15 protein-coding genes are annotated in these 15658 nt (G+C 71.3%); 6 read left to right on the plus strand and 9 right to left on the minus strand.

Features of this window, described 5'->3' with window-relative positions; translation table 11 throughout:
* Positions 1-101 precede the first annotated feature (101 nt).
* Together ACZ5XS_RS06845 and clpS are read right to left on the minus strand one after the other, a co-directional pair.
* Positions 102-704 carry a DUF2017 domain-containing protein gene (locus tag ACZ5XS_RS06845; RefSeq protein ID WP_468648462.1) on the minus strand — a complete coding sequence of 201 codons (603 nt, stop codon included), beginning with the start codon at positions 702-704 and terminating at the stop codon, positions 102-104.
* Between the two features lie 12 nt (positions 705-716).
* Positions 717-1025, minus strand: coding sequence for an ATP-dependent Clp protease adapter ClpS (gene clpS / locus ACZ5XS_RS06850; RefSeq protein WP_053749283.1), 309 nt, complete (start codon positions 1023-1025; stop codon positions 717-719).
* A 66-nt stretch (positions 1026-1091) separates the two neighbouring features.
* Here clpS and ACZ5XS_RS06855 point away from each other — a divergent pair, with 66 nt between their 5' ends.
* Together ACZ5XS_RS06855 and ACZ5XS_RS06860 are read left to right on the plus strand one after the other, a co-directional pair.
* Complete coding sequence (locus ACZ5XS_RS06855) at positions 1092-2438, plus strand: nicotinate phosphoribosyltransferase (RefSeq protein WP_468648464.1); 1347 nt, start codon at positions 1092-1094, stop codon at positions 2436-2438.
* 182 nt (positions 2439-2620) lie between these two features.
* Positions 2621-3208 carry an isochorismatase family protein gene (locus tag ACZ5XS_RS06860; RefSeq protein WP_468648466.1) on the plus strand — a complete coding sequence of 196 codons (588 nt, stop codon included), beginning with the start codon at positions 2621-2623 and terminating at the stop codon, positions 3206-3208.
* A gap of 7 nt (positions 3209-3215) precedes the next feature.
* On the opposite strand, the gene ACZ5XS_RS06865 is transcribed toward ACZ5XS_RS06860, so the two are convergent.
* Together ACZ5XS_RS06865 and ACZ5XS_RS06870 are read right to left on the minus strand one after the other, a co-directional pair.
* Entirely contained in the window at positions 3216-3578 is a 363-nt protein-coding gene (locus ACZ5XS_RS06865; protein ID WP_468648468.1) for a hypothetical protein, read from the minus strand.
* Between the two features lie 133 nt (positions 3579-3711).
* The gene (locus tag ACZ5XS_RS06870) at positions 3712-6057 is read right to left on the minus strand and encodes an immune inhibitor A domain-containing protein (RefSeq protein WP_468648470.1); all 2346 of its coding nucleotides are present in this window, start codon (positions 6055-6057) and stop codon (positions 3712-3714) included.
* A 400-nt stretch (positions 6058-6457) separates the two neighbouring features.
* Between ACZ5XS_RS06870 and ACZ5XS_RS06875 the strand changes: the two genes are divergently transcribed.
* Entirely contained in the window at positions 6458-6760 is a 303-nt protein-coding gene (locus tag ACZ5XS_RS06875; RefSeq protein ID WP_468648472.1) for a hypothetical protein, read from the plus strand.
* 42 nt (positions 6761-6802) lie between these two features.
* On the opposite strand, the gene ACZ5XS_RS06880 is transcribed toward ACZ5XS_RS06875, so the two are convergent.
* Together ACZ5XS_RS06880 and ACZ5XS_RS06885 are read right to left on the minus strand one after the other, a co-directional pair.
* Positions 6803-7504 carry an RDD family protein gene (locus tag ACZ5XS_RS06880; protein WP_468648474.1) on the minus strand — a complete coding sequence of 234 codons (702 nt, stop codon included), beginning with the start codon at positions 7502-7504 and terminating at the stop codon, positions 6803-6805.
* 89 nt (positions 7505-7593) lie between these two features.
* Entirely contained in the window at positions 7594-9357 is a 1764-nt protein-coding gene (locus ACZ5XS_RS06885; protein ID WP_468648476.1) for an RDD family protein, read from the minus strand.
* A gap of 226 nt (positions 9358-9583) precedes the next feature.
* Here ACZ5XS_RS06885 and ACZ5XS_RS06890 point away from each other — a divergent pair, with 226 nt between their 5' ends.
* The gene (locus ACZ5XS_RS06890) at positions 9584-9997 is read left to right on the plus strand and encodes an SsgA family sporulation/cell division regulator (RefSeq protein WP_468648478.1); all 414 of its coding nucleotides are present in this window, start codon (positions 9584-9586) and stop codon (positions 9995-9997) included.
* Between the two features lie 27 nt (positions 9998-10024).
* Here the strand turns inward: ACZ5XS_RS06890 and ACZ5XS_RS06895 are convergent, their stop codons facing one another.
* Complete coding sequence (locus ACZ5XS_RS06895; protein WP_468648480.1) at positions 10025-11440, minus strand: FAD-binding oxidoreductase; 1416 nt, start codon at positions 11438-11440, stop codon at positions 10025-10027.
* Between the two features lie 92 nt (positions 11441-11532).
* Between ACZ5XS_RS06895 and ACZ5XS_RS06900 the strand changes: the two genes are divergently transcribed.
* Entirely contained in the window at positions 11533-12978 is a 1446-nt protein-coding gene (locus ACZ5XS_RS06900) for a tetratricopeptide repeat protein (protein ID WP_468648482.1), read from the plus strand.
* 4 nt (positions 12979-12982) lie between these two features.
* On the opposite strand, the gene ACZ5XS_RS06905 is transcribed toward ACZ5XS_RS06900, so the two are convergent.
* Positions 12983-13840, minus strand: coding sequence for a phage baseplate protein (locus tag ACZ5XS_RS06905; protein WP_468648484.1), 858 nt, complete (start codon positions 13838-13840; stop codon positions 12983-12985).
* Positions 13841-13876: 36 nt separating this feature from the next.
* On the minus strand, positions 13877-15022 hold the full coding sequence (gene hppD / locus ACZ5XS_RS06910) for a 4-hydroxyphenylpyruvate dioxygenase (protein ID WP_468648486.1): 1146 nt from the start codon (positions 15020-15022) through the stop codon (positions 13877-13879).
* 124 nt (positions 15023-15146) lie between these two features.
* Here hppD and ACZ5XS_RS06915 point away from each other — a divergent pair, with 124 nt between their 5' ends.
* The gene (locus ACZ5XS_RS06915; protein ID WP_308406698.1) at positions 15147-15638 is read left to right on the plus strand and encodes an Lrp/AsnC family transcriptional regulator; all 492 of its coding nucleotides are present in this window, start codon (positions 15147-15149) and stop codon (positions 15636-15638) included.
* Positions 15639-15658: the final 20 nt, after the last annotated feature.

Raw genomic sequence — 15658 nt, forward strand, 5'->3', positions numbered from 1 at the left:
TTGGACAAAAGCCACCCTGGAGGGGCATAGGTGGCCGTCGCGGTGACGCGATCGTTATCCGGATTTGAGTGTCCTCTGAGCGAACACAGAACCGTCACAAGTCAGGGCATGAGTGTCGAAACGAGGGTCTCCTGGAGCCCTCCGAGCCACAGGTACGCCATGACCATCGGCTTGCGCGGGTCCTCGTCGGGCAGCCGGTAGAGGAGGTCGGTGTCCTCCTCGGCCGCGATGTCCAGCCGGGAGCCGATCGCCAGACGCAGGTCGTTGAGGGCGCCGAGCCACTGCTGGGACTGCTCGGGTGACAGCTTGAGGACGGCCCCGCCCTCGCCCGCGCCCCTGAGCTCGTTCAGCGTATGGATCACCACGAGGGCGTTGTCGCGCTTGCCGGCCCGCAGGTCGTTCTCGGTGTAGCGGCGGAACTCGGAGGAGTACGCCCGCTGCTGCTCGGTCTCCTTGGGCCCCGGGGTGCCCTCGGGGTCGCTGTAGGCGTCCGGGAAGAGGCGCATCAGGACGGGGTCGGCGGGCGGCTCGCTCGGGCCGTCGGCGAAGAGCTCGGCGAGCGGGTCGTCGGGGGCGCCCCCGGCGGGGCCGGGGCCGATGAGCTCCAGGAGCTGGACGGCCAGCGACCGGATGATGGAGATCTCGACGTCGTCGAGGGCGACGGCCGCGCCGCCGCCGGGGAGCGGTTCGAAGTGTCCTGGCATCAGGGGGTATCGCTACTTCCGGTCCTGTTGGAGGGTGGCCCACAGGCCGTAGCCGTGCATCGCCTGCACGTCGCGCTCCATCTCCTCGCGGCTGCCGCTGGAGACGACGGCCCGGCCCTTGTGGTGGACGTCGAGCATGAGCTTGGTGGCCTTGTCCTTGGAGTAGCCGAAGTACGACTGGAAGACGTACGTCACATAGCTCATGAGGTTGACGGGGTCGTTGTGGACGATGGTGACCCAAGGGACGTCCGGCTCGGGGACGGCGAAGACCTCTTCCGCCGACTCGGTGCGTTCGATCTCTACGGGAGCGGGTGACGTCACATGGCCATGCTGCCACGCACGCCACAAATCGTCACACTGACACAAATGGGGGTAGCATCTGTTGCCATGAACACAGCGGACCTTGGGCTGCCGGTGGACGTTCCCTCGACAGCGCTCTTCACGGACCAGTACGAGCTCACGATGCTGCAGGCCGCCTTGAAGGCGGGTACCGCCGAACGGCGCAGCGTGTTCGAGGTCTTCACCCGGCGGCTGCCGGAGGGGCGCCGCTACGGCGTCGTCGCGGGCACCGGCCGGGTGCTGGACGCGGTCGAGAACTTCCGTTTCGACGCGGACGTCCTCGGCTTCCTGCGCGACGGCGGCATCGTCGACGACGAGACTCTGGACTGGCTCGCCTCCTACCGCTTCTCGGGTGACATCTGGGGCTATCCGGAGGGCGAGGTGTACTTCCCGGGCTCGCCGATCATGCGGGTCGAGGGCTCCTTCGCCGAGTGCGTGCTCCTGGAGACCGTGATCCTGTCGATCCTCAACCACGACTCGGCGATCGCCGCGGCCGCCTCCCGCATGTCCTCCGCCGCGGGCGAGCGCCCCCTGATCGAGATGGGCGCCCGCCGCACCCACGAGCTCGCGGCGGTCGCCGCCGCGCGCGCCGCCTACGTCGGCGGCTTCACCACCACCTCCGACCTGGCGGCCGGCTTCCGGTACGGCATCCCCACGGTCGGCACGTCCGCCCACGCCTTCACCCTCCTGCACGACCAGGAGCGGGACGCCTTCCAAGCCCAGGTGAACTCCCTCGGCCGGGGCACCACGCTGCTCGTGGACACCTACGACGTCACCGAGGCCGTCCGGACGGCCGTCGAGGTCGCCGGACCCGAGCTGGGCGCGGTGCGCATCGACTCCGGCGACCTGCTGCTCGTCGCGCACCGGGTACGGGACCAGCTGGACGAGCTGGGCGCCACCAACACGCGGATCATCGTGACCTCGGACCTCGACGAGTACGCGATCGCCTCGCTGGCGGTGGCGCCGGTGGACGCGTACGGCGTCGGCACCCAGCTGGTGACCGGCTCCGGGCACCCGACGGCCGCGATGGTCTACAAGCTGGTCGCCCGCGCCGAGTCCGCCGACCCGAAGGCCCCGCTGGTGCCGGTGGCGAAGAAGTCGACCGGCGGCAAGACGTCCGTCGGCGGCCGCAAGTGGGCCGCCCGGCGCCTGGACGAGCACGGGGTCGCGGAGGCCGAGGTCGTCGGCACCGGACCGGTGCCGGGCGAACTCGTCGAGAGGCAGCTGCTCGTCGAGCTGGTCAAGGGCGGCGAGGTCGTCGCGCGGGAACCGCTGGACGTCGTACGCGACCGGCACGCGGCCGCCCGGGCCGGGCTGCCGTTGTCGGCGACGCAGTTGTCGCGCGGAGAACCGGTCATCCCGACGGAGTACGTCCAAGGGCGCTCGGGTAGCTAGAGCAGGTGCCCCGCTTCCCGCACCCGCCGTACCACCGCCGTCCTTGCGCCGTACCGTTCCCGCCCGTCCGCCCCGCCGTGCGCCCCCTCCCGCCCCGGCTCGCGAGTCCGTAGGCTCGGTAGCTCACCGGCCGGGCTCGCACCCCTCCCCCTCCCCGACCCCATAGTCGAAGGACACCGACCATGCGCCGCGCCTTGATCGTCGTTGACGTGCAGAACGACTTCTGTGAGGGGGGCAGCCTCGCGGTGGCCGGGGGCGCCGATGTGGCCGCCGCCGTCACCGAGCTGATCGGACAGGCGGCCGGCTCCGGCTACCAGCACGTGGTGGCCACCCGCGACCACCACATCGCCCCCGGCGGCCACTTCGCCGACAACCCCGACTACACCCACTCCTGGCCCGCGCACTGCGTCGCCGGCACCGAGGGCGTCGGCTTCCACCCGAACTTCGCCCCGGCCGTCGCCTCCGGCGCCATCGACGCCGTCTTCGACAAGGGGGCGTACGCGGCGGCCTACAGCGGCTTCGAGGGCGCCGACGAGAACGGCGTGACGCTCGCCGACTGGCTGCGTGCCCGGCAGGTCGCCGAGGTCGACGTCGTGGGCATCGCCACCGACCACTGCGTCCGCGCCACCGCCCTGGACGCGGCCCGCGAGGGCTTCCGCACCCAGGTGCTGCTCGACCTCACGGCCGGGGTGGCCGAGCAGACCACCGACCGGGCGCTGGAGGAGCTGCGTGCGGCGGGCGTGGAGCTGACCGGGAAGCCGATCGTCTAGAGACCGTCTAGAGACCCGGGAGCCCGGCGGAGTCAGCCGGTGCCGCGGGTCGCCGCAGCAGGGCCCTGATCGGGTGCCAGAGCTCCTGGACCAGTTCCGCACCGACACCGTTGTCAGGTGCCGTGCGCCATATGAGGCCGTCCGGATGGTGCAGAACCGCCGTGATCTCGTCCGGTGTCGGTGGGGCGGAGTTTCCGCGCAGGTAGACCGCGCGCATGCCCAGGTTGCGCAGCCTGGTCAGGGCGCGCGCCCGGTTCTGGGCGTGCACGAGGACACGCACGCAGCCCGTGCCGTGAGTGGTGGGGCTGGGCAGGTTCAATGCCACCACCACGCTGCCGGTCGGCAGCTTGCAGAAACCTCCTACGGCCATACGGTCACACCCCCGTGCGAGTCGACGTCAACATCCGTGTCAATAAGACAGCCACAGGACGCACCTAAACACGATCGGCGGCAACCCGCCAGGGGGTCACCGTCGATCGCCTTCTGACCTGCGAAAACGTTGACTACTTCGCGGAGGGTCCGACCTGGAGCGTGATCGTCGAGCCGCTCAGCGGCTCCTTGACGATCTTGATCCGGGTGTTGGTGTCAGTGACCTTGACCCCAGCGAGCGGAGTCGACGCGTCGTAGTACGCCGACCTGCCGTCGTCGAAGACCGGAACACCGGGACGCGACTTGATCTTCGTCGCGACGTCCGCGTTGTGGAGCGTGAGCGCGTCCGTCGGGTACCGGCTGAAGGTCGAGTCGAAGGACTGTATGCGGTTGCGCATCAGCGAACCGTCGGACCACTTCAGCGGCGTCGGGTGCGAGTCGACCGGCAGGATCAGGCCCTCACCGGGGTGCTGGCTGGTGTTGTCGTCGGCCTGGGAGGTGTCCCACTTCCAGATCAGCAGGCCGTTCTGGTACGCGTAGTGCTCCACCCAGTCCGGACGGGTCGTCGAGAAGCCGTAGTTGTACGGGCCGACCTTGAGGGTCTTGTCGTAGGACACGTACTGGCGGTTCTCGGCGATGTAGTACTGCGCGTAGTCGTCCGAGATGGACGCGCCGATGCGGGAGAAGCCGTTCGCCGTCCAGGCCGCGTCCGCCGACTCGGCGTCGTCGGAGAAGAGGGCCGCGCCGTCCGCGGTCACCGTGATCTCGTCGGCCGCGAAGCCCATCTGGGACACGCCGCCGTCGGTGGCGTAGCGGAAGCGCACGTCGACCTTCCGGCCCGCGTAGGCGTCGAGCGGGTAGGTCAGCTTCTGGTAGGCGTCCACCGTGCCGGTGAGGGCGGGCTTGCCGCTGCCGTCGCGCGTGATCGCGGTGCCGTCGGCGAGACTGCCGTCGATCGGCGTCCAGTTGGTGCCGCCGTCGGTGGAGACCTCGGTGTAGAGGTAGTCGTAGTCGGCCTCGATGTCCCACCAGCCGTCGAGGGTCAGCGACGCCGACGACGTGCCGGTCAGGTCGACCGTGCGGGCCAGGGTGTTGCGGAGGTTGTCGGCGCTGCCGCTCCACCACTGGGTGGCGCCCTGCGCCGGGGTGACCACGTCGGTGGTGACCGCCTTGTCGGGCAGTTCGACGATGAGGGCCTGCGGGTTCTTCGTGTTGTACGCCGAGACGCCCAGCGTGTGGACGGACTTGGTGCCGGCCTTGGCCACGTCGTAGTCGAGCCAGCCCAGTTGCAGCTTGTCCCAGGCGTTCATGTCGCCGGGCAGGTCGCCGATGGAGTCCTTGCCGGTGCCGAGCCAGGAGCCGGACGACATCAGCGTCCAGAAGCCGGTGGAGTTCTCGCCGCCGCCCGAGGTGTCGTACTCGTCGGGCAGGCCGAGGTCGTGGCCGTACTCGTGGGCGAAGACGCCGAGTCCGCCGTTCTCCGGCTGGATGGTGTAGTCGCCGACCCAGATGCCGGTGTCGCCGATCTGGGCGCCGCCGAGCTTGTTGGTGTCGGGGCCGGTGGAGCCGGCGTCGGTGCCGAAGGCGTACCAGCGGTGGGCCCAGATCGCGTCCTCGCCCTGCGCGCCGCCGCCGGCGGACTCGTCCTCGCCGGCGTGCACGATCTGGAAGTGGTCGATGTAGCCGTCGGCCTCGTTGAAGTCGCCGTCGCCGTCGAAGTCGTAGCGGTCCCACTGGTCGAACTCGGCGAGTTCCGCCTTGATCTCGGCGGCGGTGTCACCGGCCGCCTCGCGCTCGGCGACCCAGGCGTTGACGCCGTCCTGCACCGCGTACCAGGCGCCGGTGGCGGCGTCGTTGGAGCCGTAACGGGCCTCGTTGTAGGGGACCTTGACCCAGTCGGTCACTTCGCCCTCGACCGAGTAGCGGCCCGAGGACTGCTTCTCGTAGTACTTCTTCAGCGACTCGGTGTTCTTGCCGGTGCCGAAGTACAGGTCCTGGAAGTGCGCCTGGTTGTAGTCCGCCTGCCAGGCCGTGCTGTTGTTCACGGCGCGGTCCGGCTGGGCTATCTCGTTGTGGAGCGGGCCGGCCGTGCCGCCGTAGCGGCTGTCGATCTGGTCGCCGAACTCGACGAGGATCGTGAAGATCTTGTCGGTCTTCTCGCGGCCGAGCTCGACGTACTTGCCCTTGCCCTTGGAGCCCTTGAGCTGGACGACCTTCGAGCCGTCCCGGTCCTTGACCGTGGCGGCGCCGGAGATGACCTGGTCGAGCGCCTCTTCGCGCTGCGCCTCCTGTGTCTTGGACAGGGGTCCGTCGAGGTCGTGCTCCCTGCTCTTCGCCGGTTGCGGGTCGTGCCCGTCGACGGCTGCGGGTGCGTCGGCCGGATCGGCCTGCGCGACCGCGTAGGTGGAGAAGGTGGCGGTCGCCGCGGCGAGTGCGACGGCTGTGGCCGCCACTCGGAACTGCCAGGGTCTGCTGGTCACTTGAGATCCTCCCCCGCGTCCGGGCACACGGAAGGAAGGGGGGACTGTCTGGGGGGTCCGCGTGCACCTGATCAACGCGTGTAGTCAAGTGACGTCATTTGACTAGACGTTGAGGAGAAAAGACAGATCTTGACTTGGGCACGCCAAGTACGTTATGCGGAAGTGGAGTTCACTTTGCGGACACATGACGGCCGACCGAACAGGCGCGCGGATCCGTCCGCCTGGTGGACGTCATGACTCCGTGCGCCCCCCGTGCTCCGGCACTGTTGGTCAGGTCACGCTTACCGTTCGTTCCACTCGGGCATGCAGGCGATTAGAGTCGATTGGCGGAACGCCCGGAATACGGCGGAAAGCCAGGCCGACACCCCCCGTGGACCCCACTTCCGAGGACACGATTGACATGCCTCGTCCGACTGTCACGCCTCGCCCGACGGCCGCACAGCTCGCCTACGGCTCGTGCACCGTGATCTTCTCGACGCTCGCCATGCTGCTGCTGTCACAGACGAGTTCGGGCGTGGGGATCGCGATCATCGCCGTCTCGGCACTCGCCCTCGGGCTGCTGGTGGCCATGACCGTTCCGAAGCCGAAGTCGCGCGTCATCGCGATGCACCGGCCCGCCGCGGAAACGGCACAGGCACCCGTGCCGGCCTCGGTCGCCTCCATGGCCTCCGAACAGCCCGTGCACGAGCGCGCCGCGTCCTGACCTCTGTCCGTCCGTTCCCGGAATCGGTGCCGACGTCGGTGGTCAGTCGGTCTTGACCACCACCGTCTTCGCCGCCTTGTCGTGCAGGCCCTGCTTGTAGGGCTTGTCGAAGAAGCTCCAGCCGCCCGAGATCGCGGTCCAGACACAGGCGCAGCAGAAGGCGAACGGAATCCACAGCACCGCCGAGCGCAGCAGTGTGCTCTGCACCGACGGCGTGGCCCTGTTGTCGAGGTTGGCCACCCGCATGCCCAGCCACTTCTTGCCGAGCGTCTGCCCCGACTTGGCGATCATGAAGGTGTCGTAGCCGATGTAGAGCAGGGCGGCGACCAGCGACTGCCCGAGCGACTCGCCGTACTCGACGTCGTCGTCGGCCACGTCGTACTCGTTGACGCCGAAACCCCAGGTGAGCAGCCAGACGACGATGCCCACGAGGATCATGTCGATGATCCGGGCAAGCGTGCGCCGGCCGCTGTCGGCGAGCGGGGGCATACCGGCCAGCGGATCGCCGGGGTACCCGCCGCCACCGCCGTACGCGCCGCCGCCACCGCCACCGCCGTACGGGCCGCCGCCGCCACCGCCGTACGGGCCGCCGCCGCCACCGCCGTAGGGGTCACCGCCGCCCTGGTGGGGCGGTGGCTGGTCGCCGTACGGCGATCCCGGGCCCTCGGCCGGCGGGGGCTGCTTCCTGAACGGGTCGTCCTCCGGTGGCTGCTGACCGGAGCCGGGAGGCGGTTCGCTGCTCATGGCCCGAGTCGACCGCGAACCCTCCCGTCCCGCATCCGGCAGGCGGCCGTCCGGGCTACGGAATCCCGTACGGCGTTCGCCGTACGCCGTCAGCCCGCCACGAACGTATGGGCCGCCTTGTCGTGCCAGCACTGGTGCCACGGCCTGTCGAACAGGCCCCACGCGACTCCCACGACCCCGATGCCGAGCAGACCGGGCACGCTGTAGACGAGCCAGCGACGCAGGGCCCCGCCGAAGGTCGGCGGCTCGCCGCCCTCGATGTCCCGCACCTCCAGGCCGAACAGCTTCTTGCCGAGGGTGCGGCCCCACTTGGCGGTGGGCAGCGCCTCGTAGAGGACGCCGAAGAGCAGCAGGACGGCGAGGATGATCCCGAGGTAGACCGACGTCGTGCCGTCCAGCAGCCAGACCGTGACGGTCTCGCCGGACAGCTTGGCCGCGTCGATCTTCTCGTTGACGTGGTCCATCGCCCTGCTGCCGAGCGGTACGGCGGCAACGGCGGTGACCGCTCCGAGGACCAGGGTGTCCACCAGGCGGGCGGCCAGCCGCTTGCCGAGGTTCGCGGGGCGGGCCGACGCCTGGCGCCGGGCGGCCGCCTGGAAGATGTCCTCCACCGGCGGCTTCCAGGGCGTGACCGGCTGCTCCTCGTCGGACGCGAGCCGGTGCACCTGCTGCGCCCAGGAAGGCTGGCCGCCGCCCGAGCCACTCGTCATCGGGGCGCCGGAGGAAGCGGCGGCGGGCTGGGGCGCGCCGGACTGCTGGGGCACACTCGGGGCGGCCTGCTGCTGTGGACCGCTCGCCGGGGGCGCCTGCTGAGGGCCGGAGGGAGCGGCGGGAGCGGCAGCCTGGGCGGCACCCGGACCGGCCGTGCGCGCAGCTGCGGCCTTTCCGGCACCGAAACCGGGCGCCCCGGGGGTGTCACCGGACGCCGCGGGCCCGGCGGGCGGACCGTAGCCCTGCGCGGCGCCTCCGGCCGCGGACGGGGCACCGCTTCCCGGCGTGGACTGGGGGCCGTGGCCCTGTGCGGAGGGTCCGGCGGAGGGCTGGGGGCGGAGGCCTGCCGCCTCGGCGTCGGCCGCTGTCGTGCCCGTGCTCCCCCGCTGCGCCCCCGCCGCCCCGTGCTGCTGCGCCGTGCGCGGGGAGAGCGCGCGGAAGGTCATGGTGCCGTCGTCGTCGCGAGGGCCCCCGGGGCCCGGGACGCCGGGAGTCGCCGGGGCCGTACGGCCTGTCGCGCCCTGGCCGGAGCCGTCGGCAAGGTTGCCGGCCGCCGCTCCCGCGGGCCCCGCCGTGGCCCGGCGGAAGACGAACGTGTTGCCGGAGGCGACGTCGCCCTGGTCCGGCTCGGCGGGCGGGATCGTCGCCGTGCCGTCCGTGCCGACGGAGCGGCCGTCCGACCGGGCCGGGCCGTCACCGGGCAGCGCGGCGTGCGGCAGCCTCGGGTCGGCGCCCTGAGGGGCACCGGCCCCCTGCGCGCCCTGCGGCGAGCCCCATGAGACGCGGCGGTCCTGGTCGCCGCCGAAGCCCGACTGGCGGGAACGGTCGGCACCCCAGGCGGACGCGGGCTCGGGCCGGCTGCCGTGCTGGGCGTCGGCCGCCGAGGACGGGCCGGGCTCGCCGGAGGGGTCCTCGTCGAAGAAGTGCGGGCCCGTCTCCTCGACCGGGGCCCGGCCGGGGCCGGACGCGGGCTGGGCGCCCGCCGGTGGGGCGAGCGGCTCGCCGTCCGCGGGGGCCGGGCGGCTGGTGCCCGGAACCCAGGCGGCACCGTTCCAGTACCGGACATATCCAGGAATGGACGGGTCCGGGTAATACCCGTCGCGGGGCCTGTCGTCACCGGGGGCCGGGGTTGGGGCGCTCATGTCCGTCGTCCCGTATCTGCTCGGGGGCCAAATGGGGGCCTCCACATCTATCAGACCGGCGCAACCCCCACCGCCAGTCCCACCGGACCCACTCCTTTTGAGCACCCTCGTGACGCTGCCGGGAAAAAATTCCGCGAAACCGCGTAATGCTTCCGGCGCCACCCCCTCTCTCCTCGTACGGGCCCACCGCGGGCCCCCGCACGAGGCGCGAGGAAGGACACCCGCCATGGATCACACCGTCGTGGAGCGCGAACTCGAAGTCAGGCTCGTCCTGTCGCCGGAGCGCAGCATCCCGGTCCCGGCCCTGCTGAGCTATCACACCGACGACCCGTACGCCGTCCACATCACCTTCCACATCGACTCCGGTCACCCGGTGGACTGGACGTTCGCCCGCGAACTCCTCGTGGAGGGGGTGTTCCGGGCGTGCGGGCACGGGGACGTGCGGGTGTGGCCGGCCAAGGTGGGGAGCCGCAGCGTCGTCCTGATGGCGCTGAGTTCACCTGATGGTGACGCGCTCCTGGAGGCGCCGACTCCGCAGGTGTCCGCCTGGCTGGAGCGGACGCTGAGGGCGGTGCCCCCGGGGGCGGAGGGGGAGCAACTCGGTATCGACGAGGCGCTCGACGAGCTGTTCGCCCGGTGACCGTGCCGAAGGCCGAGAGAAGGAGGGTCAGAACAGCTTGCCCGGGTTCAGGATTCCCAGCGGGTCGAACGCCGCCTTGATCGCCCGCTGCATCTCCATGCCGACGGGGCCGATCTCGCGGGCCAGCCACTCCTTCTTCAGGACTCCCACGCCGTGCTCGCCGGTGATCGTGCCGCCCAGTTCCAGGCCGAGGGCCATGATCTCGTCGAAGGACTCGCGGGCGCGCCGGGACTCGTCGGGGTCCTGGGCGTCGAAGCAGACGGTCGGGTGGGTGTTGCCGTCACCGGCGTGGGCGACGACGCCGATGGTGAGCTGGTACTTCTCGGCGATCCGCTCGGTGCCCTCCAGCATCTCGGCGAGCCGCGACCGGGGCACGCACACGTCGTCGATCATCGTCGTGCCCTTGACCGCCTCCAGGGCGGAGAGGGACAGCCGCCGTGCGTGCAGGAGCAGTTCGGACTCGGCGGCGTCGTCGGCCGGGACGACCTGGGTGGCGCCCGCGGCCTCGCACAGCGCGCCGAGGGCGGCGAGGTCGGCGGCCGGGTCGGCCGTGTCGAAGGCGGCCAGCAGCAGGGCTTCCGTGCTCTCCGGCAGCCCCATGTTCGCGAGGTCGTTGACGGCCTTGACCGTCGTGCGGTCCATCAGTTCGAGGAGGGACGGCACGTGGCCGCCCGCCATGATCCGGCACACGGCGTCGCAGGCGGCGGCCCCGGACGCGAATTCGGCCGCCAGCACGAGCTGCTCGGGCGGCTGCGGCCGCAGCGCCAGGGTCGCCCGTACGACGATGCCGAGCGAGCCCTCGGAGCCGACGAAGAGGCGGGTGAGGTCGTACCCGGCGACGCCCTTCGCGGTGCGGCGGCCGGTGGACATCAGGCGGCCGTCGGCGAGGACGACGTCGAGCCCGAGGACGTACTCCGCCGTCACCCCGTACTTCACGCAGCACAGCCCGCCGGAGGCGGTGCCGATGTTGCCGCCGATCGTGCACATCTCCCAGCTGGAGGGGTCCGGCGGATAGCAGAGGCCGTGTTCGCCCACCGCGCGGGAGAGCGTGGCGTTGACGACCCCCGGTTCGACGACGGCGATGCGGTCGACCGGGTTGATCTCCAGGATCCGGTCCATCTTGGTCAGGGACAGCACGATGCAGCCGTCGGAGGCGTTGGCCGCGCCCGACAGGCCCGTGCGGGCGCCCTGCGGGACGACCGGGACGCGCAGCTCGGTGGCGGTGCGCATGACGTGCTGGACCTGTTCGACCGTGCGCGGCAGGACGACCACCGCCGGGGCGCCGGACGGGCAGAAGCTGGCCATGTCGTTGGCGTAGGAGGCCGTGACGTCCGGGTCGGTGAGGACCGTCTCGGCGGGCAGAGTGCTCAGCAGACGGTCGACGAGGTTGCCGGTCGCCGCTGTGTCTTCGGCGCGGGACGCTTCGCTACGGCTCATGATCACAGCTTCGCACCGGGGGCCATCGGTGTGAACCCCGTGTACGGCAGCCGCCGTACGGCGGATCGTGCTCGTCGTGTTGACGCACAGTGAGCGCCATGGAGAACCAGCAGGAGGCTCCGGAGCAGGCCCCGGAGGAATCGGCGGTACGGCGCTCGCGGCCCGGCCGGCGGGCGCTGATCGCCTCCGTCGCCGGGTGTGCCGTGCTCGGCGGGGTACTGATGCTGCTGCCCTGGGAGCGGACGGTGACGCGGGCTCCCGCGCCGGCCCCGGGCGCGCAGGCGCTGACGGCGGTCACGGCCGGGGTGCCGGCCGCGCTGCCCGACCTGGCGGAGCTGATCGACGACCGCGAGAGCCATCTGCGGGCGCATCCCCGGGACGCGCAGTCGTGGGCGGTGCTCGGGTCGGCGTATGTGGAGCAGGGGCGGCGCACCGCCGAGCCCGGGTACTACCCGCGGGCCGAGAAGGCGCTGCGGACCTCGCTCAGGGTCGCCCCGAAGGGGAACGCCGAGGCCCTCGGCGGTCTCGCGGCCCTCGCGAACGCGCGCCGGGACTTCCGGGCGGCGCGGACGTGGGCGGAGGCCGCGCGGAAGCTGGAGCCCAAGCGGTGGACGACGTATCCGCTGCTGATCGATGCCCACACCGGCCTCGGCGACTACCAGGCCGCCCACGCCTCCCTCGAGCGGCTGCTGGAGCTGCGGTCCGGGCCGGCCGTGATGGCGCGGGCCGCGGCCGTCTACCGCGACCGGGGCTGGCGCGAGGACGCCGCCGCCCAGCTCGCGGACGCGGCGGCGGGGGCCGAGGCGCCGGCCGAGCAGGCGGCGTACCTGGAGCGGGCCGGGCAGCTGGCCTGGGAGCGCGGCGACCGCGAGGTCGCGCTGCGGCACTTCCAGGAGGCGGTGCGCATCGACCCCGACCAGCGGGCCGCGCAGGCCGGGCAGGGGCGGGCGCTGGCGGCACTGGGCCGGCCGACGGAGGCGCTGAACGCGTACCGGGCGGCCCTCGCCAAGCAGCCCTGCCCGCAGTACGCCCTGGAGCTGGGCGAGTTGTACGAGACGCTGGGGCTGGGGCAGGCCGCGCGGGTGCAGTACGACCTGCTGCGGGCGCGGGTGCTCGGCGCGGCCGTCGGTGGAGCCGACGAGGAGCTGGTGCTGGGGCAGTTCGAGGCGGACCACGGCGATCCCCGGGCGGCGGTACGGCGGTTGCGGGCCGAGTGGGCCCGCCAGCCGGGGATCGCGGTGGCCGACGCGCTGGGCTGGGCGCTGTACCGGGCCGGGGAGCACGAGGAGGCGCTGCGGTTCGCCGTGACGGCGACGGACGAGGCCAAGGGGGGTGGCGTACGCAGTGCGCTGTACGCGTACCACCGGGGCATGATCGAGCGGGAGTTGAAGCGGCAGGGGCCCGCGCGGCGGCATCTGGAGGAGGCGCTGCGGATCAATCCGTACTTCTCGGCGGTGCGGGCGCGGGCGGCCCGGGCGGCGTTGGCGGAGTTGGGTGAGCCGTCCTCGGAGGAGTTGCCGGTGATGGACGCCAAGGGCGGGTGAGCCGTCAGGTCAGCGGCTTGTAGTAGATCGAGAACTTGCGCGCGCCGGCCGCGCCCGAGGCGAGTCCCAGGCACAGCCGCGGCTCGGGGGTCGGGCGGATCGCGAGGCCCTCCGGTTCCCGGTAGTCGAGGGTGTGGCCGGCTCCCGTGCGCTGTCGCTGGACCAGCTCGCCGGTGCGCAGGTCGAGGCAGGACAGGTAGGCGTTGCCGCGTTCGGCGGGCGGGTTGGTGCTGTCGTCGTAGGCCGTGCCGGCGAGCTGGTAGACGTGGTCGCCGTGCAGGGCCCATCCCTGGAACGCGACCGCGGGGTCGGGGTGCGCGCCCGGCTGGGAGATGTCGGCGATCGGGTCGGAGTAGTCGTGGGCGGCGAAGGCGTCGAGGTCCCAGACCCGGTAGCGGGGCGTGCCGCCCATACGGTGGCGGACGGCGATGCGGTTCGAGACCGGGCAGACCGAGGGCTGGTTGCTGGTGGAACCCGGTATCGGCTTGCGTATCTCGACGTCCTCGCCGGTGCGGACCGCCCCGTCGACGAAGCGGAAGCGGGTGACGCCGCGGCCGTAGCCGCCGCGGGAATCGGCCTCGGTCCAGATCCAGACGGTGCCGTCGGACGCGTGCTGCACGCCCATGCTGACGCCGTGTCCGAAGCCGTGCAGGTACATGTGGCCGAGGCGGTTGCCGTCGAAGTCGAGCTTGTTCAGGCACAGGTTGCCGGCAGCGCCGCCGCCCCGTCTGACCTGAAGGACGTACAGCCGCTTGTGCACTTCGTCGAAGGCGAAGGACTGCAGGACCGTGGACTCGCGTAACGATCCCTTCTTCCACAGCCAGCGGACGGCCGGCGCGGCCAGGTCGATGCGTTCGTCCACGGTCCCCCCTGATACCGGCGGGGTCCAGGTACGTCCCTAGAGGTTGCCCCGCTTCGCCTGCTCACGTTCGATCGCCTCGAAGAGCGCCTTGAAGTTGCCCTTGCCGAAGCCCATCGAGCCGTGTCGTTCGATCAGTTCGAAGAATACGGTCGGCCGGTCCTGGACCGGCTTGGTGAAGATCTGCAGAAGATATCCGTCCTCGTCGCGGTCCACCAGGATCTTCAGCTCGCGCAGGGTCCCGACGGGGACGCGGGTGTCGCCGGCCCACTCGCCGAGGGTGTCGTAGTACGAGTCGGGGGTGTCGAGGAACTGCACCCCGGCCGCGCGCATCGTCCGTACCGTGGCGACGATGTCGTTGGTGTTGAGCGCGATGTGCTGGACGCCGGCGCCGCCGTAGAACTCCAGGTACTCGTCGATCTGGGACTTCTTCTTGGCGATCGCGGGCTCGTTGATCGGGAACTTGACCTTGAGGGTGCCGTCGGCGACGACCTTCGACATCAGCGCGCTGTACTCGGTCGCGATGTCGTCTCCCACGAACTCCTTCATGTTGGTGAAGCCCATGACCTTGTTGTAGAAGCCGACCCACTCGTTCATCCGGCCGAGCTCGACGTTGCCGACGCAGTGGTCGATCGCCTGGAAGGTGCGCTGGGCGGGCGGCTCGACGATGGGGGCGGCCGTGACGTATCCGGGCAGGTAGGGGCCGTCGTAGCCGGTCCGCTCGACGAGCGTGTGGCGGGTCTCGCCGTAGGTGGCGATCGCGGCGAGAACGACCGTGCCGTGCTCGTCCTTCAGCTCGTGGGGCTCGGTGACCGGGCGGGCGCCGTGCTCGATCGCGTAGGCGAACGCGGCGCGCGCGTCCGGGACCTCGATGGCGAGGTCGACCACGCCGTCGCCGTGCTCGGCCACGTGCTGGGTCAGGAAGTGGCCCCAGGGGGTGGCGGGCTTGATGACGGAGGTGAGGACGAAGCGGGCGGAGCCGTTCTCGAGCACGTACGAGGCGGTCTCACGGCTGCCGGTCTCCGGTCCGGAGTACGCGACCAGCCGCATGCCGAAGGCGGTGGAGTAGTAGTGCGCCGCCTGCTTGGCGTTGCCCACGGCGAAGACGACCGCGTCCATTCCCTTGACCGGGAAGGGGTCGGCCTGCCGGGCGGTGTCGGGAGTGTGGTGTGTGGTCTGCGTCATGCCGGAAGCGTCACCCGCCGAGGCAAGGTGCGCAATAGTTTGCGAATGTGCTGGGCAATCTGCTCAGTGTGCCGCCCGTTCCCGCGGGCCTTCTGTACAGGATGACCAGCGCCGGGAGGCTGCCGTGGTGACGACCGACGGGATCGACGGGCTCGACGGACGGATCATCGTGCTGCTGGCGCGGGAACCGCGGATCGGGGTGCTGGAGATGTCGCGGCGGCTCGGGGTGGCGCGAGGGACCGTGCAGGCGCGTCTGGACCGGCTTCAGTCGAATGGCGTCATCCGCGGATTCGGTCCGCAGGTGGACCCGGCGGCGCTCGGCTACCCGGTCACCGCCTTCGCCACCCTGCAGATCCGGCAGGGGCAAGGTGCCGACGTGCGGGCACACTTGGCGACCGTGCCGGAGGTGCTGGAGTTGCACACGACCACCGGCAGCGGGGACATGCTGTGCCGGCTGGTCGCCCGCTCCAACGCCGACCTCCAGCGGGTCATCGACCGGGTTGTCGGTTTTGATGGGATCGTCCGGGCCTCCACCGCGATCGTCATGGAGAACCCCGTTCCGCTGCGGATCATCCCGCTGGTGGAGCAGGCGGCGGAGGACCGGGAGCGATCCTGACGGCGACCTGAGGTGAGCGC

This window comes from Streptomyces sp. NPDC033131, from assembly GCF_055578365.1.

Coding starts and splice junctions, on each gene's coding strand:
- ACZ5XS_RS06845 (WP_468648462.1), bottom strand. CDS start 704: ATGCCAGGACACTTCGAACCGCTCCCCGGCGGCGGCGCGGCCGTCGCC.
- ACZ5XS_RS06855 (WP_468648464.1), top strand. CDS start 1,092: ATGAACACAGCGGACCTTGGGCTGCCGGTGGACGTTCCCTCGACAGCG.
- ACZ5XS_RS06860 (WP_468648466.1), top strand. CDS start 2,621: ATGCGCCGCGCCTTGATCGTCGTTGACGTGCAGAACGACTTCTGTGAG.
- ACZ5XS_RS06865 (WP_468648468.1), bottom strand. CDS start 3,578: ATGGCCGTAGGAGGTTTCTGCAAGCTGCCGACCGGCAGCGTGGTGGTG.
- ACZ5XS_RS06875 (WP_468648472.1), top strand. CDS start 6,458: ATGCCTCGTCCGACTGTCACGCCTCGCCCGACGGCCGCACAGCTCGCC.
- ACZ5XS_RS06880 (WP_468648474.1), bottom strand. CDS start 7,504: ATGAGCAGCGAACCGCCTCCCGGCTCCGGTCAGCAGCCACCGGAGGAC.
- ACZ5XS_RS06885 (WP_468648476.1), bottom strand. CDS start 9,357: ATGAGCGCCCCAACCCCGGCCCCCGGTGACGACAGGCCCCGCGACGGG.
- ACZ5XS_RS06890 (WP_468648478.1), top strand. CDS start 9,584: ATGGATCACACCGTCGTGGAGCGCGAACTCGAAGTCAGGCTCGTCCTG.
- ACZ5XS_RS06900 (WP_468648482.1), top strand. CDS start 11,533: ATGGAGAACCAGCAGGAGGCTCCGGAGCAGGCCCCGGAGGAATCGGCG.
- hppD (WP_468648486.1), bottom strand. CDS start 15,022: ATGACGCAGACCACACACCACACTCCCGACACCGCCCGGCAGGCCGAC.